14 protein-coding genes and 1 riboswitch are annotated in these 14,568 nt (G+C 44.0%); of the genes, 7 read left to right on the plus strand and 7 right to left on the minus strand.

The features are described from left to right. Positions 1-200 (plus strand): hypothetical protein (locus ZX61_RS10500; protein ID WP_150114988.1); only part of this gene is annotated, 200 nt, incomplete at its 5' end. A 598-nt stretch (positions 201-798) separates the two neighbouring features. On the opposite strand, the gene ZX61_RS10505 is transcribed toward ZX61_RS10500, so the two are convergent. The 4 genes from ZX61_RS10505 to ZX61_RS10520 all read right to left on the minus strand — a co-directional run bounded on the left by ZX61_RS10505 (position 799) and on the right by ZX61_RS10520 (position 3,848). Continuing rightward, positions 799-1,422 (minus strand): TetR/AcrR family transcriptional regulator, encoded by a 624-nt coding sequence (locus ZX61_RS10505; protein ID WP_049844581.1) that lies wholly within the window; start codon positions 1,420-1,422, stop codon positions 799-801. A 122-nt stretch (positions 1,423-1,544) separates the two neighbouring features. Further along, entirely contained in the window at positions 1,545-2,630 is a 1,086-nt protein-coding gene (locus ZX61_RS10510; protein ID WP_049844582.1) for an efflux RND transporter periplasmic adaptor subunit, read from the minus strand. Positions 2,631-3,105: 475 nt separating this feature from the next. After that, positions 3,106-3,639: an RNA polymerase sigma factor gene (locus ZX61_RS10515; RefSeq protein WP_049844915.1), complete on the minus strand. Its 534-nt coding sequence runs from the start codon at positions 3,637-3,639 to the stop codon at positions 3,106-3,108. Positions 3,640-3,647: 8 nt separating this feature from the next. Further along, entirely contained in the window at positions 3,648-3,848 is a 201-nt protein-coding gene (locus ZX61_RS10520; RefSeq protein ID WP_049844583.1) for a YgaP family membrane protein, read from the minus strand. A gap of 605 nt (positions 3,849-4,453) precedes the next feature. Between ZX61_RS10520 and ZX61_RS10525 the strand changes: the two genes are divergently transcribed. The 3 genes from ZX61_RS10525 (at position 4,454) to ZX61_RS24240 (ending at position 8,929) form a co-directional block, all read left to right on the plus strand. Next, the gene (locus ZX61_RS10525; protein ID WP_049844584.1) at positions 4,454-6,346 is read left to right on the plus strand and encodes a PhoX family protein; all 1,893 of its coding nucleotides are present in this window, start codon (positions 4,454-4,456) and stop codon (positions 6,344-6,346) included. 186 nt (positions 6,347-6,532) lie between these two features. Beyond that, positions 6,533-8,434 (plus strand): penicillin-binding protein 2, encoded by a 1,902-nt coding sequence (gene mrdA / locus ZX61_RS10530; RefSeq protein ID WP_049844585.1) that lies wholly within the window; start codon positions 6,533-6,535, stop codon positions 8,432-8,434. A gap of 336 nt (positions 8,435-8,770) precedes the next feature. Next, positions 8,771-8,929: a hypothetical protein gene (locus ZX61_RS24240; protein ID WP_157633185.1), complete on the plus strand. Its 159-nt coding sequence runs from the start codon at positions 8,771-8,773 to the stop codon at positions 8,927-8,929. 46 nt (positions 8,930-8,975) lie between these two features. Here ZX61_RS24240 and ZX61_RS10535 read toward each other — a convergent pair whose 3' ends face one another. Continuing rightward, positions 8,976-10,079, minus strand: coding sequence for a DSD1 family PLP-dependent enzyme (locus ZX61_RS10535; RefSeq protein WP_049844586.1), 1,104 nt, complete (start codon positions 10,077-10,079; stop codon positions 8,976-8,978). A gap of 272 nt (positions 10,080-10,351) precedes the next feature. Between ZX61_RS10535 and ZX61_RS10540 the strand changes: the two genes are divergently transcribed. Further along, the gene (locus ZX61_RS10540; protein ID WP_049844587.1) at positions 10,352-10,729 is read left to right on the plus strand and encodes a VCBS domain-containing protein; all 378 of its coding nucleotides are present in this window, start codon (positions 10,352-10,354) and stop codon (positions 10,727-10,729) included. Positions 10,730-10,745: 16 nt separating this feature from the next. Here the strand turns inward: ZX61_RS10540 and ZX61_RS10545 are convergent, their stop codons facing one another. After that, a complete protein-coding gene (locus ZX61_RS10545; protein ID WP_049844588.1) occupies positions 10,746-11,633 on the minus strand; it encodes a LysR family transcriptional regulator in 888 nt (295 codons plus the stop codon). Between the two features lie 95 nt (positions 11,634-11,728). Next, complete coding sequence (locus ZX61_RS10550) at positions 11,729-12,559, minus strand: HDOD domain-containing protein (RefSeq protein ID WP_049844589.1); 831 nt, start codon at positions 12,557-12,559, stop codon at positions 11,729-11,731. A 155-nt stretch (positions 12,560-12,714) separates the two neighbouring features. Next, positions 12,715-12,824, plus strand: a riboswitch (TPP riboswitch). A gap of 100 nt (positions 12,825-12,924) precedes the next feature. On the opposite strand from ZX61_RS10550, the gene thiD reads away from it, so the two are divergent. Together thiD and tenA are read left to right on the plus strand one after the other, a co-directional pair. Beyond that, positions 12,925-13,755 (plus strand): bifunctional hydroxymethylpyrimidine kinase/phosphomethylpyrimidine kinase, encoded by an 831-nt coding sequence (gene thiD / locus ZX61_RS10555; protein WP_049844590.1) that lies wholly within the window; start codon positions 12,925-12,927, stop codon positions 13,753-13,755. Positions 13,756-13,842: 87 nt separating this feature from the next. Further along, positions 13,843-14,508 carry a thiaminase II gene (gene tenA / locus ZX61_RS10560; protein ID WP_049844591.1) on the plus strand — a complete coding sequence of 222 codons (666 nt, stop codon included), beginning with the start codon at positions 13,843-13,845 and terminating at the stop codon, positions 14,506-14,508. Positions 14,509-14,568 lie beyond the last annotated feature (60 nt).

Raw genomic sequence — 14,568 nt, forward strand, 5'->3', positions numbered from 1 at the left:
AGCAGGTAGAAAGCAATAGTTATTGGTTCGACTTAACTTCAACAGCGCAAACTTACCCGGATATAATTGAAGCCGATGGGATCACTGCGCAAGAATTAGCTGCAGCAACAAAAGAAGATATTTTGGCGGCAGCTAAGCTCATTGATATCGACAATGTACTTCAAGTAAGAGTGCTTCCAGAAAAATATATTGACCAGTAAAACAAGCTCTGGCAGGGCAAAAGCAACGCTGTTGGGGTGCGTTTAATCCAATTTGATGAGTGTTACTTTTGTATATTAAGTTAATTGCTCAAGGATGAGCTTCAATGACGACAACAAAGGCCCGACTATTCAGGCCTTTGTTGTTTTCTGTTCTGACTCATGCATGTTTAAAAGCACAGGTGATCCTATGTGTCCTACCCGTTTTCTCATGCTGGTATCCCGCCCATTGCAATAGTGCTTATCCTAAAGCAACTCACTAAACCTAAATTCATGTGGCTGCTCACCGCCACATGCAAGCCTTTAGACGCGACTAGGGGCTTTTTCATTTCATATGATTGGTATATTTTTGAACTAACTTTTAGTCTCACTATGCATCTGTCGTGAATATGCAAACTTTGTCATGCTGTGAGATAAGGACAAATAAGTCAAATAATGCTTTGGATTAATGTGTCGAATCAGTTGAAACAAAGAAAGGGGCAAAGACATGTTTGCCGAAATGGTCGTCAGCACGTCCTTGGGGATTTAGAGCCCAAAGAGCCGCCTGACATTATTCCATCCTCAATCTTAAAGAGTCATTCCGATTGGGGGCACTCAACAATTACTGGTTTGGGGTCTTTGATTTTATGCCTTGGCAGCCAAGAAAGAAGTCTATCGCAGATTCTAAGTTGGACTGACGCTCAGCTGAGTCGTTAGCTGCCATACCCAGGAACTCGGGGAAAAAAGTTCTACCTTTTACCAATGCCCAAAGATTGGTAGCCAGTTCTGCTGTGTTTTGCTGCGGTAAAGCGCCGTGACGAATTGCCTCTTCAAGCCAAGCCTCCATTGGGCAGGCTTTAATGCTTTCTACTTCATTTAAGTGACATTTGCCCTGACACATAGCTTCAATGGTAATAGCGACAAGTAGACGGCGCTTTTCACACTGCATGATGTGTTCAAGCTGCAGGGTAAAAATGTCGATCAGTTGTTGGCGAATATCGATAGCCGGATTGAAATCAGGTAAAGCATGATTGAGCTTTTCTTCTTCCATTATGTAACCGACAACCGCTTTGTATAGGTTCTCTTTAGATCCAAAATGAGAATAGACAGTGGGCTTGGTCGAATTTGCCTTCTTTGCAATGAGTTCTAACGAGGCGCCTTGTACGCCCATTTCCTTGTAGCACTCAATGGCAGCTAAGATGATACCGAACTTGGTTCTCTCGCTGCGCTGGTTTCGTTTATCCATACCTTTATCCGTACAGGATGGGGAAAGAAGCAAAGCTACCATAAATAATCATGCCTTCTATCACTAAAATAGCTTATTGAGAGTTTTTTCATCTTTTATCGACTTGTTTGCTGCTTTTACCATCAAGATTGGCGATTGAGTATCTCATTGAGCTGATTAACAAGGTTAACCATTGGGTCGATTTTCTTGCCGACCAACTCTGGTGCTTCAGGTGTTGTCAGCACGAAGTCGTTGGGTTCCAATCCTGATTTTATGGGTACATAACCAGTGTAGCTCTCTTTGATTTTTGCGATTGTCACCTGCTTTGGCCTCACCACGCGTTTATCATCCAATACAAACAGCGTCGGTGTGCCGTCGTTAGTGTGGATGGCAGTGACCGGGACAAATAACTGAGGCTCTTGTTGTGGGCTATTTAAATAGAAAGCGGTTTTTGAGCCAATTAAATGTTCTCCGTTTCGGTTGTCGAAGATCGCATAAGCACTAAGCTCTTGGTTGGCAAGCTTAGAATCAATATATCGCAATTTGCCATCAATATAGCTGCCTTCAGGACTGACAATTGAAGCCTGCAAACTGTCAGGGTCGTGGCTTAACACCTGACGAAATACGTTCAGCACTTGAGGTGAAGCGGTAAAGTGCAATTCGACCGTGTTCGTTGCCACCAGTTCGGTGATCAATTCACCTTCATTGACATAGTTGCCTGCATTCAAATGGAACTGGCCTAGTGTGCCTGAGAATGGGGCGTACATGGTGGTCGCCTCATGATCTTGTTGTGCGATCAGTAAGTTACTTCTGGTCGCTTCTACTGCATTGACAGCGCTTTCAAACCTTGGGTCATCCTCTCCGGTGGTACGAGTAAGCTCGATGATGTTTCTGGTTGCCATTTGATACTCATTTTGGGCGGTCTTGACTGCGAGAGCTGCCAAGGTGGCATCGAAATCTAGCAATGGCTGACCTTTTTCAACGTATTCACCATCTTGGACGTAGATATTGGCAATTTTTCCGCTGTTTTCCGCTTGAATCTTGGTGTACTTAGATGGTTTGAATTCGCCTTCGAGCGCAATCAACTTAGTCGCTTTTCGTTCAATAGGTAATTGAACCATGTAAGCGGTCGAGTTAGCTGATGGCTTTGCTTGAGAAAGTTGGCAGCCGAAAAATAGTGTTGGAGCAAGTGTTAAGGTTAGGCCAAGTGAAAGGGCGAGTTTGTTCATATCTGTCCCTGATTCGTTGTTTTATTGGTATGAGTTATTGAATTTGGTCATTCGCTTCTCATTTTTTATGGATGCTAGGGTATTTTAACTTTACCGTTAAGTAAAGTTTTGTGACTGTCTAGTGGGGTGCTATTTCTAGAATGATGGCTAGAGAACATTGTATTTAGCTAACGAAAACCACCAATTGCTGGGGTCTTCGTCTATATAAGCTAACTAGTGGTTTCTTAAGCTAGTCGACTTCTGAGTTTGGCATATCCTCGATAAACTGTCTCAAATAACCCTATTACCCAACATACAGGGCAACCACGGAATAGATATAATGAGGTGATGCCTAATCCTAAAGATACAAACGGATTGGAAACGGATAACTCAACGGCAAGCCACAAAAGTAGCACTCCCGAACCTCCACGCAGGAAGTGCTCGGTTAAAGACCGACTAGCAAATATTGTTGTTGGTTTCATTTCTAACCTCGATATTAAATCAAATGTTCTCTTACCAACATTCTTGCTCTATAAAGCTGCCCTTTTACGCTATCTCGCGATTTACCTAGCCTATGGGCAATTTCTTCTATAGCCATACCTTCGACATCCCTAAGCAACACGATGTGCTTGTAGTGGTCGGGTAGTGAATGAATTGCTCTTGTTAAATCATACCTAAGTTCATGTTCAGGTTTGCTAGAAAGCAATATATCGTCCTGGTATTCATGAATGTCTTCTGCATGGTGAACAATTGAGTTTGCTTTTGAACGCTGTGCCATCCTATAACACTCTCTCTTTGCAATGGTAAATAACCAAGCAGGGAGTGATGCAAGCATTTTTACTGTCCCTATCCTTTTAGATAATACCCACAGTGTTTCTTGAACAGCATCATCAATATCCGCAGAGAAACAGTTGCGCTTGGCATAACGTCTAATATCTGGTTGTGCTTCAATTAAAAGGTCTCTTAATGCATTTTCATCACCTAAACGAGCCAATTCAAAGGCTGAAGCGCTATACTTTTCAAACCTCATTTCGTTCCTCATTTGCTCTTCTTAACTGCTATCGAGCACATTGGACAAAAACCAACTACACCAGTCAAGCCAGTAATTATCCCAACGCCTGCCATTAGGAACCCTATTGGTAGTCCAGAGAAACCGATTAAGCCACATCCTAGCATCACGAAACCAGCTACAGCACGAGTTGCTCTTTGCCATAAAGGCAGGTTTTTCATATAAAACATACATTCCCCATGATCATTTATTTGGTTTTCACAATTGAAGAGGGGGGAATTTGCCAAAGAGGCTCAAAAAAAGTGTATTGATGATTTGATGGTAGTGGAATGCTTTGTTTTACGAAAGGAGTGGATTAGGTGTATTCGCTATTCAGCTTTCAGGCTATAAAAACGCAAAAGCTGGCGGTTAAGCCAGCTTAGTTGGGTGTTAGCACATTAAGACGATTTGTTCGCGTCTTTGTTCGACTCTTTCCAGTATTGAATGCGAACGCGATGCAATTGTGCTCTTCTCATTTTCTTCATGATAATCCCTCACTTAGAAACAATGCAGCTCTTCATTGAGCGTATGTGAACGTAGTTCCTCATGAACAGGGTTCAATTTAGTCGTCAAAATCGAAAAGATCTAGGTTTTAGATCACATTTTTTTGCATGTACGCCATACCTTATTAGCTAAAAGTGAACTATGGCGCAGTTTAATAAGTTTGAAATGTAACTTGTCGCTAAGTGTCGTTTTTTATTAATTAATACTAAACAATAACTTAACTGAAGTGTCATCTTTCCCGTCTACGATTTCCTCGCATTTATATAACTATTACTTAAGCAAGGAGTCAGCAATGCGTCCGGTTTCAAACAAGAAGTGTGACAATCAGGATTCTGAATTTAGCCAAATGATCGACGCGCGTTTATCTCGTCGTCGGTTTTTGGCTGGAACAGCAGCAGTAAGTGCCAGTGCTTTTCTTTCACTCAACCCAATTACCAAAGCATTAGCGGCAAGCACTGACAGCCGATTGCTTAATTTCGAAGCGGTACCAGCATCAACTGCTGATGCGTTTATCGTGCCTAGAGGTTATAAAGCCACACCACTGCTTTCTTGGGGTGACCCAATATTCGCCGATGCACCAGAGTTTGACCCAAGTGGTAAGCAAGACTCCAAAGCTCAGTTGCGTCAGTTTGGTGACAACACCGATGGCATGAGCTTCTACCCAATCAGCGAAAATCGTGCTGTTATTGCGGTCAACAACGAATACACCAACTATGATTTGTTGTTTGACCACGGCGGTAAGGCGATGACTGCTGACGACGTGCTTAAAGCCCAAGCGGCACACGGTGTCACAGTGTTTGAAATCGTTAAGTCTGGTGAACAGTGGAAGCTGGATAGAAACGGTAAGCTTAACCGTCGTATCACTGCTAACACTGAAATGAAGCTGACTGGCCCGGCAGCAGGTCATGAGTTGATGAAGACCAAGCTAGATCCATCGGGCATGAAGCCGCTTGGCACATTTAACAACTGTGCGAACGGTCAAACCCCTTGGGGGACTTACCTGACGTGTGAAGAAAACTTTAATGGTTACTTTGGTACAAGTGGTAGCGCAGATGTCTCAAGTGATCATAAGCGTTATGGTGTCAAAGCAGCTAAGAGCAAATATCAATGGCACGATACTGATGAGCGATTTGATGTTGCTAAGCATCCAAATGAACCGCACCGTTTTGGCTGGGTAGTTGAAATCGATCCTAATGATCCAGACTCAACACCACTTAAGCGTACAGCGCTAGGTCGCTTTAAGCACGAAAACGCAGCGTTACTGGTCAACGACAATGGTCATGTTGTGGTTTACCTCGGAGATGATGAGCGTGGTGAACACCTGTACAAGTTTGTGTCTAAGAACAAGTACCAACCAGGTAACGATAAAGCGAATCGCGATCTGTTAGAAGAAGGCACGCTGTACGTAGCTAAGTTCGAGATGGACGACAAAGAGCTTAAAGGAAACGGCCAATGGCTAGAGCTGACCCATGGTAAAAATGGTTTGACCAAAGAGAACGGCTTCAATGACCAAGCTGAGGTGATGATTTTTGCTCGCCGCGCAGCAACACAAGTTGGTGCTACGACAATGGATCGCCCTGAGTGGGTGGCTGTTCACCCAGACAACAAGCACGTATTTTGTACGCTTACCAACAACAAGCACCGTGGTGTGAAAGAAGGCCAGCCAGTCGGTGGTCCGAATCCACGCAAAGAAAACCACTATGGTCAGATTGTTCGCTGGGTGCCGAAAAAGGGTGATCACACCAGCGATGGCTTTGAGTGGGATCTGTACTTAATCGCAGGTAACCCAGAAGTGCATAAAGGTGACTTGTACGCGGGTAGTGAAAATATCAATGCTGACAATATGTTCAACAGTCCTGATGGTATTGGGTTCGATAAGGCGGGTCGTTTGTGGATTCAAACCGATGGTAACTACTCAAACAAAGGTGACTTTGCTGGACAAGGCAATAACCAGATGTTGTGTGGTGATCCAATTACGGGCGAAGTGCGTCGCTTCTTAACTGGTCCTGTCGCGTGCGAAATCACAGGCCTTACCTTCTCGGCGGATAACAAAACCATGTTTGTCGGAGTTCAGCACCCGGGTGAAAAGGGTGCACCTTCTCACTTCCCTGCTGGTGGTAATAGTAAGCCACGTTCAACTATCATGGCGATTACACGTGAAGATGGTGGTGTGATCGGCGCTTAACTTAAAGTGAAACAACGTAAACCCCGAATGGCAGCATTCGGGGTTTTCGTTATTGTGTGGATATTTCCTGACATTGTTTACATTGCTCGCACATAACAGAATGCGGTTATTGATAACGTCTGCGACAAATGTAACTAAATGTAAAAAAATAAAGGGTGGCGTTTGGGCTGGCCTTTATCTCTGCCTATGAATTTTCATCATCAAAGCAAAGCGATAAGAAATCACGATCAAGAAGCAAAATTGTTTCGCAATCGAGCGGTTGTTGCCTTTGTCGCCATGATTGCTCTGCTTGGCGTGCTGGTCGCTAACCTTTACCGTTTAGAAGTAAAGCAAGTCGAGTACTATAAAACACGAGCCAATGACAACCGTATTCAAGTTTTGCCTATCGCGCCGACGCGTGGATTGATCTATGACCGCAACGGTAAAGTCCTAGCCAATAATTTTCCTGTTTATGTTTTGCAAATGATTCCGGAAAAAGTCGAGGATTTGAATGCCTCTTTGGACAAGCTAGGGCGGTTTGTTTCGCTTTCTGATGTTCAATTAGAAAAAATAAAAAGCCATCATGGTAAACGCTTTAAACCTGTTATGGTCAAAAATGGTCTCACGGAACAAGAGATCGCGAAATTTTCAGTTCATCAATATGAACTGCCGGGCTTTTCTATTGATGTCGATATGAAGCGAGATTATCCATACGGTGAAATATTAACGCATGTTTTAGGTTATGTTGCCCACATGAATGACCGTGATATTAGGCAGCTAGATGAAAGTGGGGCGCTGGCGAACTACCGAGCCACGAAAACGATCGGCAAGCTAGGAATCGAAAAGTACTACGAACACATATTGCATGGCCAGCAGGGCTACCAAGAGGTGGAGGTAAATAGCCGCGGTCGTGTTATCCGCACGATCAAATATGTTCCTCCAGTGGCTGGTCAGGATTTGGTTCTAAATATTGATATTGATTTACAGAAGTTTGTCTTTGATAAGCTAGATCACCGTGAGGGAAGCGCTGTGGTACTAGATCCTCGTGATAACAGCGTTCTTGCGATAGTCTCTAGTCCGAGTTATGACCCTAATCTGTTTGTTGAGGGAATTTCTAGCAAAGCCTACAGCAAATTGCTTAATGACCCATTCCATCCTTTGGTTAATCGTGCGACGTTGGGGGTTTATCCACCAGCTTCTACAGTTAAGCCATTTATGGCCGTCGCGGGGCTTAGCGAAGATATCATTGCACCAGATACGGTTCGCGATGATCATGGCGCTTGGCATATCCCGGGTTCGACTCGAAAGAGTAAAGTGTGGCGTGACTGGAATCGCTGGGGGCATGGGCCAGTAAACGTAACCTTAGCGATTGAAGAGTCGGTGGACTCTTTCTTCTATCATATCGCCTATGAGCTTGGCATTGACCGTATTTCTGACTGGATGAATATGTTTGGTTTTGGCAGATTAACCGGCATTGATATTCCTGAAGAGACGCGAGCCAACATGCCGACTCGAGAATGGAAAGAGTCTCGCTACCGTCAACCTTGGTACAAAGGTGACACTGTGCCCATTGGTATTGGACAAGGTTACTGGACAGCAACTCCCTTGCAAATTGCTAAAGCGACTTCCGTCTTGGTTAATCATGGCCAAGTCATTGCTCCTCATTTATTAAAAGCGACTCTTGCTCATAGTGCGCCTTTTAGCGAACAAAAAACTAACCCAATTCAAGCTGAAGGACAGATAAAAGGGGTGAGCAATCAGACTTGGGATATTGCAATGAACGCAATGCGTTTGGTTAATTCTGGTAGTCGAGGTTCAGGGCGTAGGGCATTTAAGGGCGCCAGCTATTGTAGTGGTGGTAAATCGGGGACTGCGCAGGTATTTGGCTTAAAGAAAGATCAGGTCTATAACTCCAAAGAGTTGAGTTACGATCTACTCGACCACGGTTTGTATACCGCTTTTGCTCCTTGTGATCATCCGAGGTATGTTGCAACCGTGGTGATCGAACATGGTAATGGTGGCTCAAAAGTTGGTGCTCCTTTCGTGCGTCAGGTATTTGATTACCTAGATATAGCAAGCAAGGACAAGCAGAATTGGCATCGTTCATAGCTGAAAAAGAGCTTTAATGGATAATTATGCGCATGGAAGCATAAAATTTGTGATCTTATGTCGATATGGCACTAAATGTAGTTGCGACATTTGTACGGTATCACTATATTGAAAGGGTATCCCAATAACTTAAAGGTGTAGAGAAACGAGTAAACTCCCAGCGTAAATACGAATAAACTGAACGCAAAAAGAGACACAGGGCTTAACGAACTTCTCGTTAAGGGTGCATCGAAAAACGTATAAGAACTCAGTATTTTCAAAGGCCTTTTGCTTTACCCCTCTCAAATAGTCGCATCTTCAAGTTATCGATACTGTTTTGATAATCAAGGAGGAGGTTTGGCTATGTTATCACTAGGTTTGGTTGCGTTAGGCGTATTGGTATTCTTCCTCTGCTGGGTCGTTCAGCACGGATTGCCAGTATTGGGCATGAAGCTTGATGAAGATGATCTACTGTTGATTTCTGAGATGTCTGGCGAAGACGTTCTCGAAGCATAATGAAAATATCACCAGAAAAAAGGAGCCGTCGGCTCCTTTTTACGTTTTAGTCTGAGCGACCTCTAGCTGCAATCGGCCAGCGTTCAATCACTTCACCTTGTTTAATGACATGCAAATAGTCGAAGTTATTTAAAGTGGTATCGCAGTGGCTTGGGGTCAACACAAGGGTGCTGCCTATCTTTAGATCTGGGTTGTCATCGAAATGAAGAATGCCATGCTCATCACCACCACATTGATAGCTAATATCAGGATGAGACTCAACGGCTGGCATACCGAGATCAATAGAGAGCGTTTTCATACCTGCATCAATAACTGCACGGTTTTCTGCGGGCATACTAATAACGGTGCTCAGCACCTTCAGCGCCGGAACAAATTGTTGGTTTTGTGTCGGATGCGTTTCATCGCCAATGGAACCGTATGAAGCATCCATAAATAAGTAAGAGCCTGCTTGTATTTCGGTAAATCCCAGCCCTTGATAGGCTTGATAGGTTCCAGTACCTCCACCACTGACAATATCAGGATCTAGTCCGCGAGGTTTCAAATCTGTTTCAATATAGTCAAACAATTCGGTAACGGCTGTGCGCGCCTGAAGTTGACGATGTTCAAAACCTTTAATGAGCTGGAGGTGGCCGCTATAAGCTTGAATACCCGAGTAGTGAACACCAGGTGTGTTCATGATCTGTTCTATCAACGCCAAAAGTTCTCTGCCTACAGGAACGCCGCAACGCTGCTGCCCGCTTTCAACTTCAATTAGAAGTTTGACCGTGATTCCTTTATCCATTGCCAGCTTAGCGATAGCGTTGACATGCTGTGGATGGTCGATTACTTGATAAAGTGTGGCGTCTGGGTACTGGGTGCAAAGGTCTATCAAGCGTTGATATTTTTTTGTACCAGCAATCGGCGTGGTGATAAGAATATCTTGAATCCCCCCTGCCATCATCACTTCTGCTTCACCAAGTTTGGAAGTACAGATTCCTTTTGCACCATATTCAATTTGCTTTTGTGCCAATTGAGGAATTTTGTGCGCCTTAGTATGCGGGCGAAGTGTTAAACCTAGCTGGTCTATCCTTTGTTGCATTGTTACAAGGTTCGACTCGACTGCGTCGATATCAATGAATAATGCCGGAGTGTCAATGTGTTCTAGCTTCATTTTTTTGTCTTTTTTTTATGGAGTGAGGAGACTAACACTTTAAGTTGGAAGCTACGCAAAATGATTGTAAATATTTCGTTGCCAAATTGAGGGTTTCGTCTTGTTTTGCTTCTCATTTTGGGAATGAACGGGAGCAATTTTTCCGTCCAAGATTATCTATTTGAAAACAAGAGATAATATTCATCCTGTTGAGTATTGTTTTCTGGCATGCAGATTGCGTTAGCTATAGATATAGGCTCGCACGGTCGCTGAGTTATCTTAAGGAGAACGTTATGGATTACTTGCATCAAATGACCAATGACGACCATACGGTGAACTCTTTTGTCGCACAGAGTGATTTCTTCCCACTACTTTTTGATTCGGGTAAGTTGCAGATTAGTGGAGAAAATCGTCGATGTGTACGTTTTAATCCTAAAAGCGTCGTGGCAAAAACGGGGACGTTAGGTTCTTTGGTGATTAGCGAATCAGGATATTGGGACTACTCGGTGTACAGCATTAAGACCCAGTATTTAGCTATAGGGGAAAGAAAACTCGAAACTTTTTCTTTGCGCTCGAAAGAAGGCAAACGCTTTACGGTGAATATAGTCCTGATTGGAGCGATAGGTGGCGCTTGGATTGAAGAGTTGGAAACCAACTTTCGTTTTGGTTAGCCTACTTGTTTCGCTACTAACGAAAATGTTTAGTCATCTCGGCTTTGATCGTCTCAAATCTTTTTGGCCGTTGGCGGTAACGTTTCGTTAAGAAATAGAGTGTTTCAACCACTTCATTACAAGGCTCAAATATTGAAATGCGGTCATTTTCTACAAATGTATCGAGAGCGCTTTTGGGCAACACGGTGAAGCCTAACCCATTGGCGACAGGTAGTAAGATTTGGTTCAGCTGATTGATGTAGCCCGTCACAGGAATATCATCAATATTTACTTTCTCTAGCTCGGGTTCACCACATTGCGCAAAGTAAATCGAAAGATAATGATTTGCATCTGGATGTTGAACTAAACCTATTTCCTTCAAGCTAGCTTGTGTTAGCGGCCGAGAGGTATATTTTTTAGGTGACATTAAGCATAGTGGTTCATTGCCTAATCTTTCGGTATCAAATCTCAAATCAGATGGAATATGAGTGACGATACCGATATCCGTCATACCAGACAAAACATCGGCAACAATTTTTTGGTGTGGTGCAGCTTCTAATCTTGGAATGAGTGCAGGATATTTACATTGTAAATTGAGCAGATTCGGATAGAGCAGAAGAGCCAAAGAGCCAGAACAAGAAATCGATACACTACCAGAGAATGGGTCCTCCATATTAAGTGACCTGAGTAGTTCTGACTCTTGACGCTCCATATGCGTCGCGTATTGATAGACTTTACGTCCCGAGTCGGTCACTTCAAAGCTTTTGTTGTGCCTTTCAATTAAGGGATAACCACAAGCCTGTTCGAGCTTTTTGATGTGTTGACTGACACCTGGCTGAGTCATAAACAACTTTTCTGCAGTTTTAGTGAAGTGACCAGTGTCGATCAAAGTCACAAAGGTTTTGAGCCAAGCAGGGTTTATCATCACATCCTCACATAACAAAAATTTATCTAGATTAGTTTATGCGATAACAATAATTTCTGATAGGAAAAAGGCGAGCAGAGGGCTCGCCTATAAAGTTACGCTGCATTGAGATAAGTAGCGAGGTCGCGACCATTCCCTCGGTATTTATCTATAGTCGGGGCAAAGTCAGCTGAAATATGCAAAAGGCGAGAGTCTGGATGTTCGGTTAGATAACGGGATTTTCCTTCATTGCTTTCGAGTTTATCCCAGTCGCGATGAATAGAACGAGCTAAGTGTAGCGTCGTTGCCATCTTAGGTGAGATCTCTGCATCGCGTGGCTCGTCAAAGTTGGCAATTGCGTCAACCATATCGTCAGGAAAATGCCATGATTTGGCTAACTTTGCACCTAGAGTTGGGGCGGTAATATCGAGAATCTCTTCCTGCACAGCAATCGCGCTTTCTCCTTGCTCTGCGCGTTGTGTGATCACTTTTGCCTGCTCAGGTACTAAAGTATGAATCATCAGTTCGCCAATGTTGTGTAGTACCCCTGTGGTAAAAACTTCATTGCTGTCCATCCCCGTCTCAAGCGCGATTTTACTAGCGATAATTGACACTTCGAAAGTTTCCTCCCAATACTTGTCCATGTCTAAGGTTTTGATTCTTGGAAAAGCGCTTGAAAGGACGGACGCAACAACTAAAGTTCTGACTGGGCCAGTCCCGACTCGAAGCAGTGCTTCATTGACTGAAGAAACACTCTTGTTGCCCCCAAAATGAGCCGAGTTGGCGAGGCGGAGTAGTCGAGCGCTAAGAACTTGATCGGTTGATATTTTTTTTGCTAATGCTCTAAAGTCAACCTCGCTGTTATTGACCATATCAAGCAATTCTTGAAGTACTCGTTGGATTCTAGGTAATTCGTTTAAACGAGATAGTAGTGCCTCCTGGCTCATCGCACTCTCCTTTATTCCATGTGAGATTAATTAATATAGTTCACAAAAACTGACTCTTACAAAGATGATCAATCGAATCCATATAGGGAGTTGTTCGATCTGTCTAATAGGGCTAAATAAGTGCTGCAATAATATGAAAATTATTGTTATCATTTACGAAATAGTCGGGGAGCCTACCCTATAGGGAAAGGGCTGAGATCGCGAAGCGAGACCCGTTGAACCTGATTCAGTTAGCACTGACGTAGGGAACTATCTGCATTAATCCAGTAACAATGTTTAGTGTAGTCGTATTCGATGGCTAAGCTCATTCTCTGAGCTTTCTTTCGTGGTCGAGAGTTCCTGTACGTCATGTCGTAGGAGCATCTATGCCACACTCACAAGATTTTACCCCGATCGTATTAACCATAGCTGGCTCTGACAGCGGTGGTGGAGCAGGCATACAGGCTGATATAAAAGCCATGTCGGCGACAGGCAGTTATGCGTGTTCAGTGATCACTGCCATTACCTCGCAAAACACCCAAGGCGTAACCGCTATTCACCCCATCCCGATTGAGCACATTGAAAGCCAATTGGATGCTGTATTTACCGATCTTAATGTTGCTGCAGTCAAAGTGGGCATGCTTGCCGATACCGAGATCATCAAAGTCGTCGCCGCTAAAATCCGACAATATCAACCAAAGCATTTAGTGGTTGACCCTGTTATGGTGGCAACAAGCGGTGATTTACTGTTAGAGCGTTCGGCCATTTCGACATTAAAGCAGGAACTACTGCCGCTTGCCGATTTAATCACACCTAACTTGCCTGAGGGCGCGGCCTTGATAGAGGGAGAAATGCCTCAAGATGAAGATCAAATGGGTGCGATGATCGAGTCTCTACGAACACTTGGCGCCAAGGCAGTACTGCTTAAAGGCGGGCATTTAGAAACAGACCAAAGTAGCGATGACCTCCTTATCCAACAGCAGAGCAGTGAGTTGTTGTGCGCAAAACGAGTGGCAACCAAGAATACCCACGGTACAGGTTGTACGCTTTCGTCGGCCATTGCTTCTTATCTTGCTCAAGGGAACCGCCTGCATAAAGCCGTTTACCTTGGTAAGCAATACATCTCTCAAGCTATCGCTCATGCCGATCAGCTAGAGGTGGGTAACGGGCATGGTCCGGTACACCACTTTTTCTGTGGACATACGAATGTGCGTTAAGGGCATCTGGCTCTACATCGTAACCCTTCATACCCTAGTGATGGTGACACTGAGACAAATCGTCAATTACGTGCGGAAACCTTACACATGAAATACCAAGACATTATCGAAGCCTGTCAGTCCGATTGGCACCAGTACACAGACCACTCCTTTGTTCAGCAACTTTCCAGCGGGTTGTTGCCGCAATCTTGTTTTTTACATTACTTGAAGCAAGACTTTTTGTTTCTAAAACAGTATGCCCGTGCCTACGCGCTAGCTATGTATAAAGCCCGTAGCTTAGAAGAGATGCGCCGAGTGCTCCCAAGTTTTCATGCGTTGTTAGATTCTGAGATAGCACATCATGTGGACTATTGCGACCAGTGGGGGTTAACCGAATCTGACTTAGAAAATGAACCGGAAGATGTCGCTACCGTCGCTTATACACGCTATGTACTAGATGCTGGCATGACAGGAGAGTTAATCGAACTGTATATCGGTTTGGCACCTTGTTCGATTGGTTACGCGGTGATTGGTAAAGCGCTAAGAGAAAGTAAAACCGCGAAGCTAGAAGGGAACCCTTATCAAAGTTGGATTGAGCTATACAGTGGAGAGGAGTTTCAATCTACCGTCGCACGATGGGCAGCTCATCTCAATCAGTTACTAGAAGAGATTGATATCCATAGCCAGCGTGGTCAGAACTTAATTCAAGTGTTTAAAACAGCCACACGTATGGAAGTAGCATTCTGGCAGCAAGGATTAGATGCAAAGCGTTAGGATTTGATTGCAAACGGTGGGGCTTTTAAGGTTATTGTTTTTTTACTTACGGATGGTTGC

Origin of the sequence: Vibrio sp. VPAP30, assembly GCF_001188205.1 — a bacterium.
Taxonomy (GTDB): domain Bacteria; phylum Pseudomonadota; class Gammaproteobacteria; order Enterobacterales; family Vibrionaceae; genus Vibrio; species Vibrio bivalvicida.

What these genes read in the sequence shown, in the direction of transcription:
- ZX61_RS10505 (WP_049844581.1), bottom strand. Translation starts at nt 1,422, where the DNA reads ATGGATAAACGAAACCAGCGCAGCGAGAGAACCAAGTTCGGTATCATC.
- ZX61_RS10510 (WP_049844582.1), bottom strand. Translation starts at nt 2,630, where the DNA reads ATGAACAAACTCGCCCTTTCACTTGGCCTAACCTTAACACTTGCTCCA.
- ZX61_RS10515 (WP_049844915.1), bottom strand. Translation starts at nt 3,639, where the DNA reads ATGAGGTTTGAAAAGTATAGCGCTTCAGCCTTTGAATTGGCTCGTTTA.
- ZX61_RS10520 (WP_049844583.1), bottom strand. Translation starts at nt 3,848, where the DNA reads ATGTTTTATATGAAAAACCTGCCTTTATGGCAAAGAGCAACTCGTGCT.
- ZX61_RS10525 (WP_049844584.1), top strand. Translation starts at nt 4,454, where the DNA reads ATGCGTCCGGTTTCAAACAAGAAGTGTGACAATCAGGATTCTGAATTT.
- mrdA (WP_049844585.1), top strand. Translation starts at nt 6,533, where the DNA reads ATGAATTTTCATCATCAAAGCAAAGCGATAAGAAATCACGATCAAGAA.
- ZX61_RS10535 (WP_049844586.1), bottom strand. Translation starts at nt 10,079, where the DNA reads ATGAAGCTAGAACACATTGACACTCCGGCATTATTCATTGATATCGAC.
- ZX61_RS10540 (WP_049844587.1), top strand. Translation starts at nt 10,352, where the DNA reads ATGGATTACTTGCATCAAATGACCAATGACGACCATACGGTGAACTCT.
- ZX61_RS10545 (WP_049844588.1), bottom strand. Translation starts at nt 11,633, where the DNA reads ATGATAAACCCTGCTTGGCTCAAAACCTTTGTGACTTTGATCGACACT.
- ZX61_RS10550 (WP_049844589.1), bottom strand. Translation starts at nt 12,559, where the DNA reads ATGAGCCAGGAGGCACTACTATCTCGTTTAAACGAATTACCTAGAATC.
- thiD (WP_049844590.1), top strand. Translation starts at nt 12,925, where the DNA reads ATGCCACACTCACAAGATTTTACCCCGATCGTATTAACCATAGCTGGC.
- tenA (WP_049844591.1), top strand. Translation starts at nt 13,843, where the DNA reads ATGAAATACCAAGACATTATCGAAGCCTGTCAGTCCGATTGGCACCAG.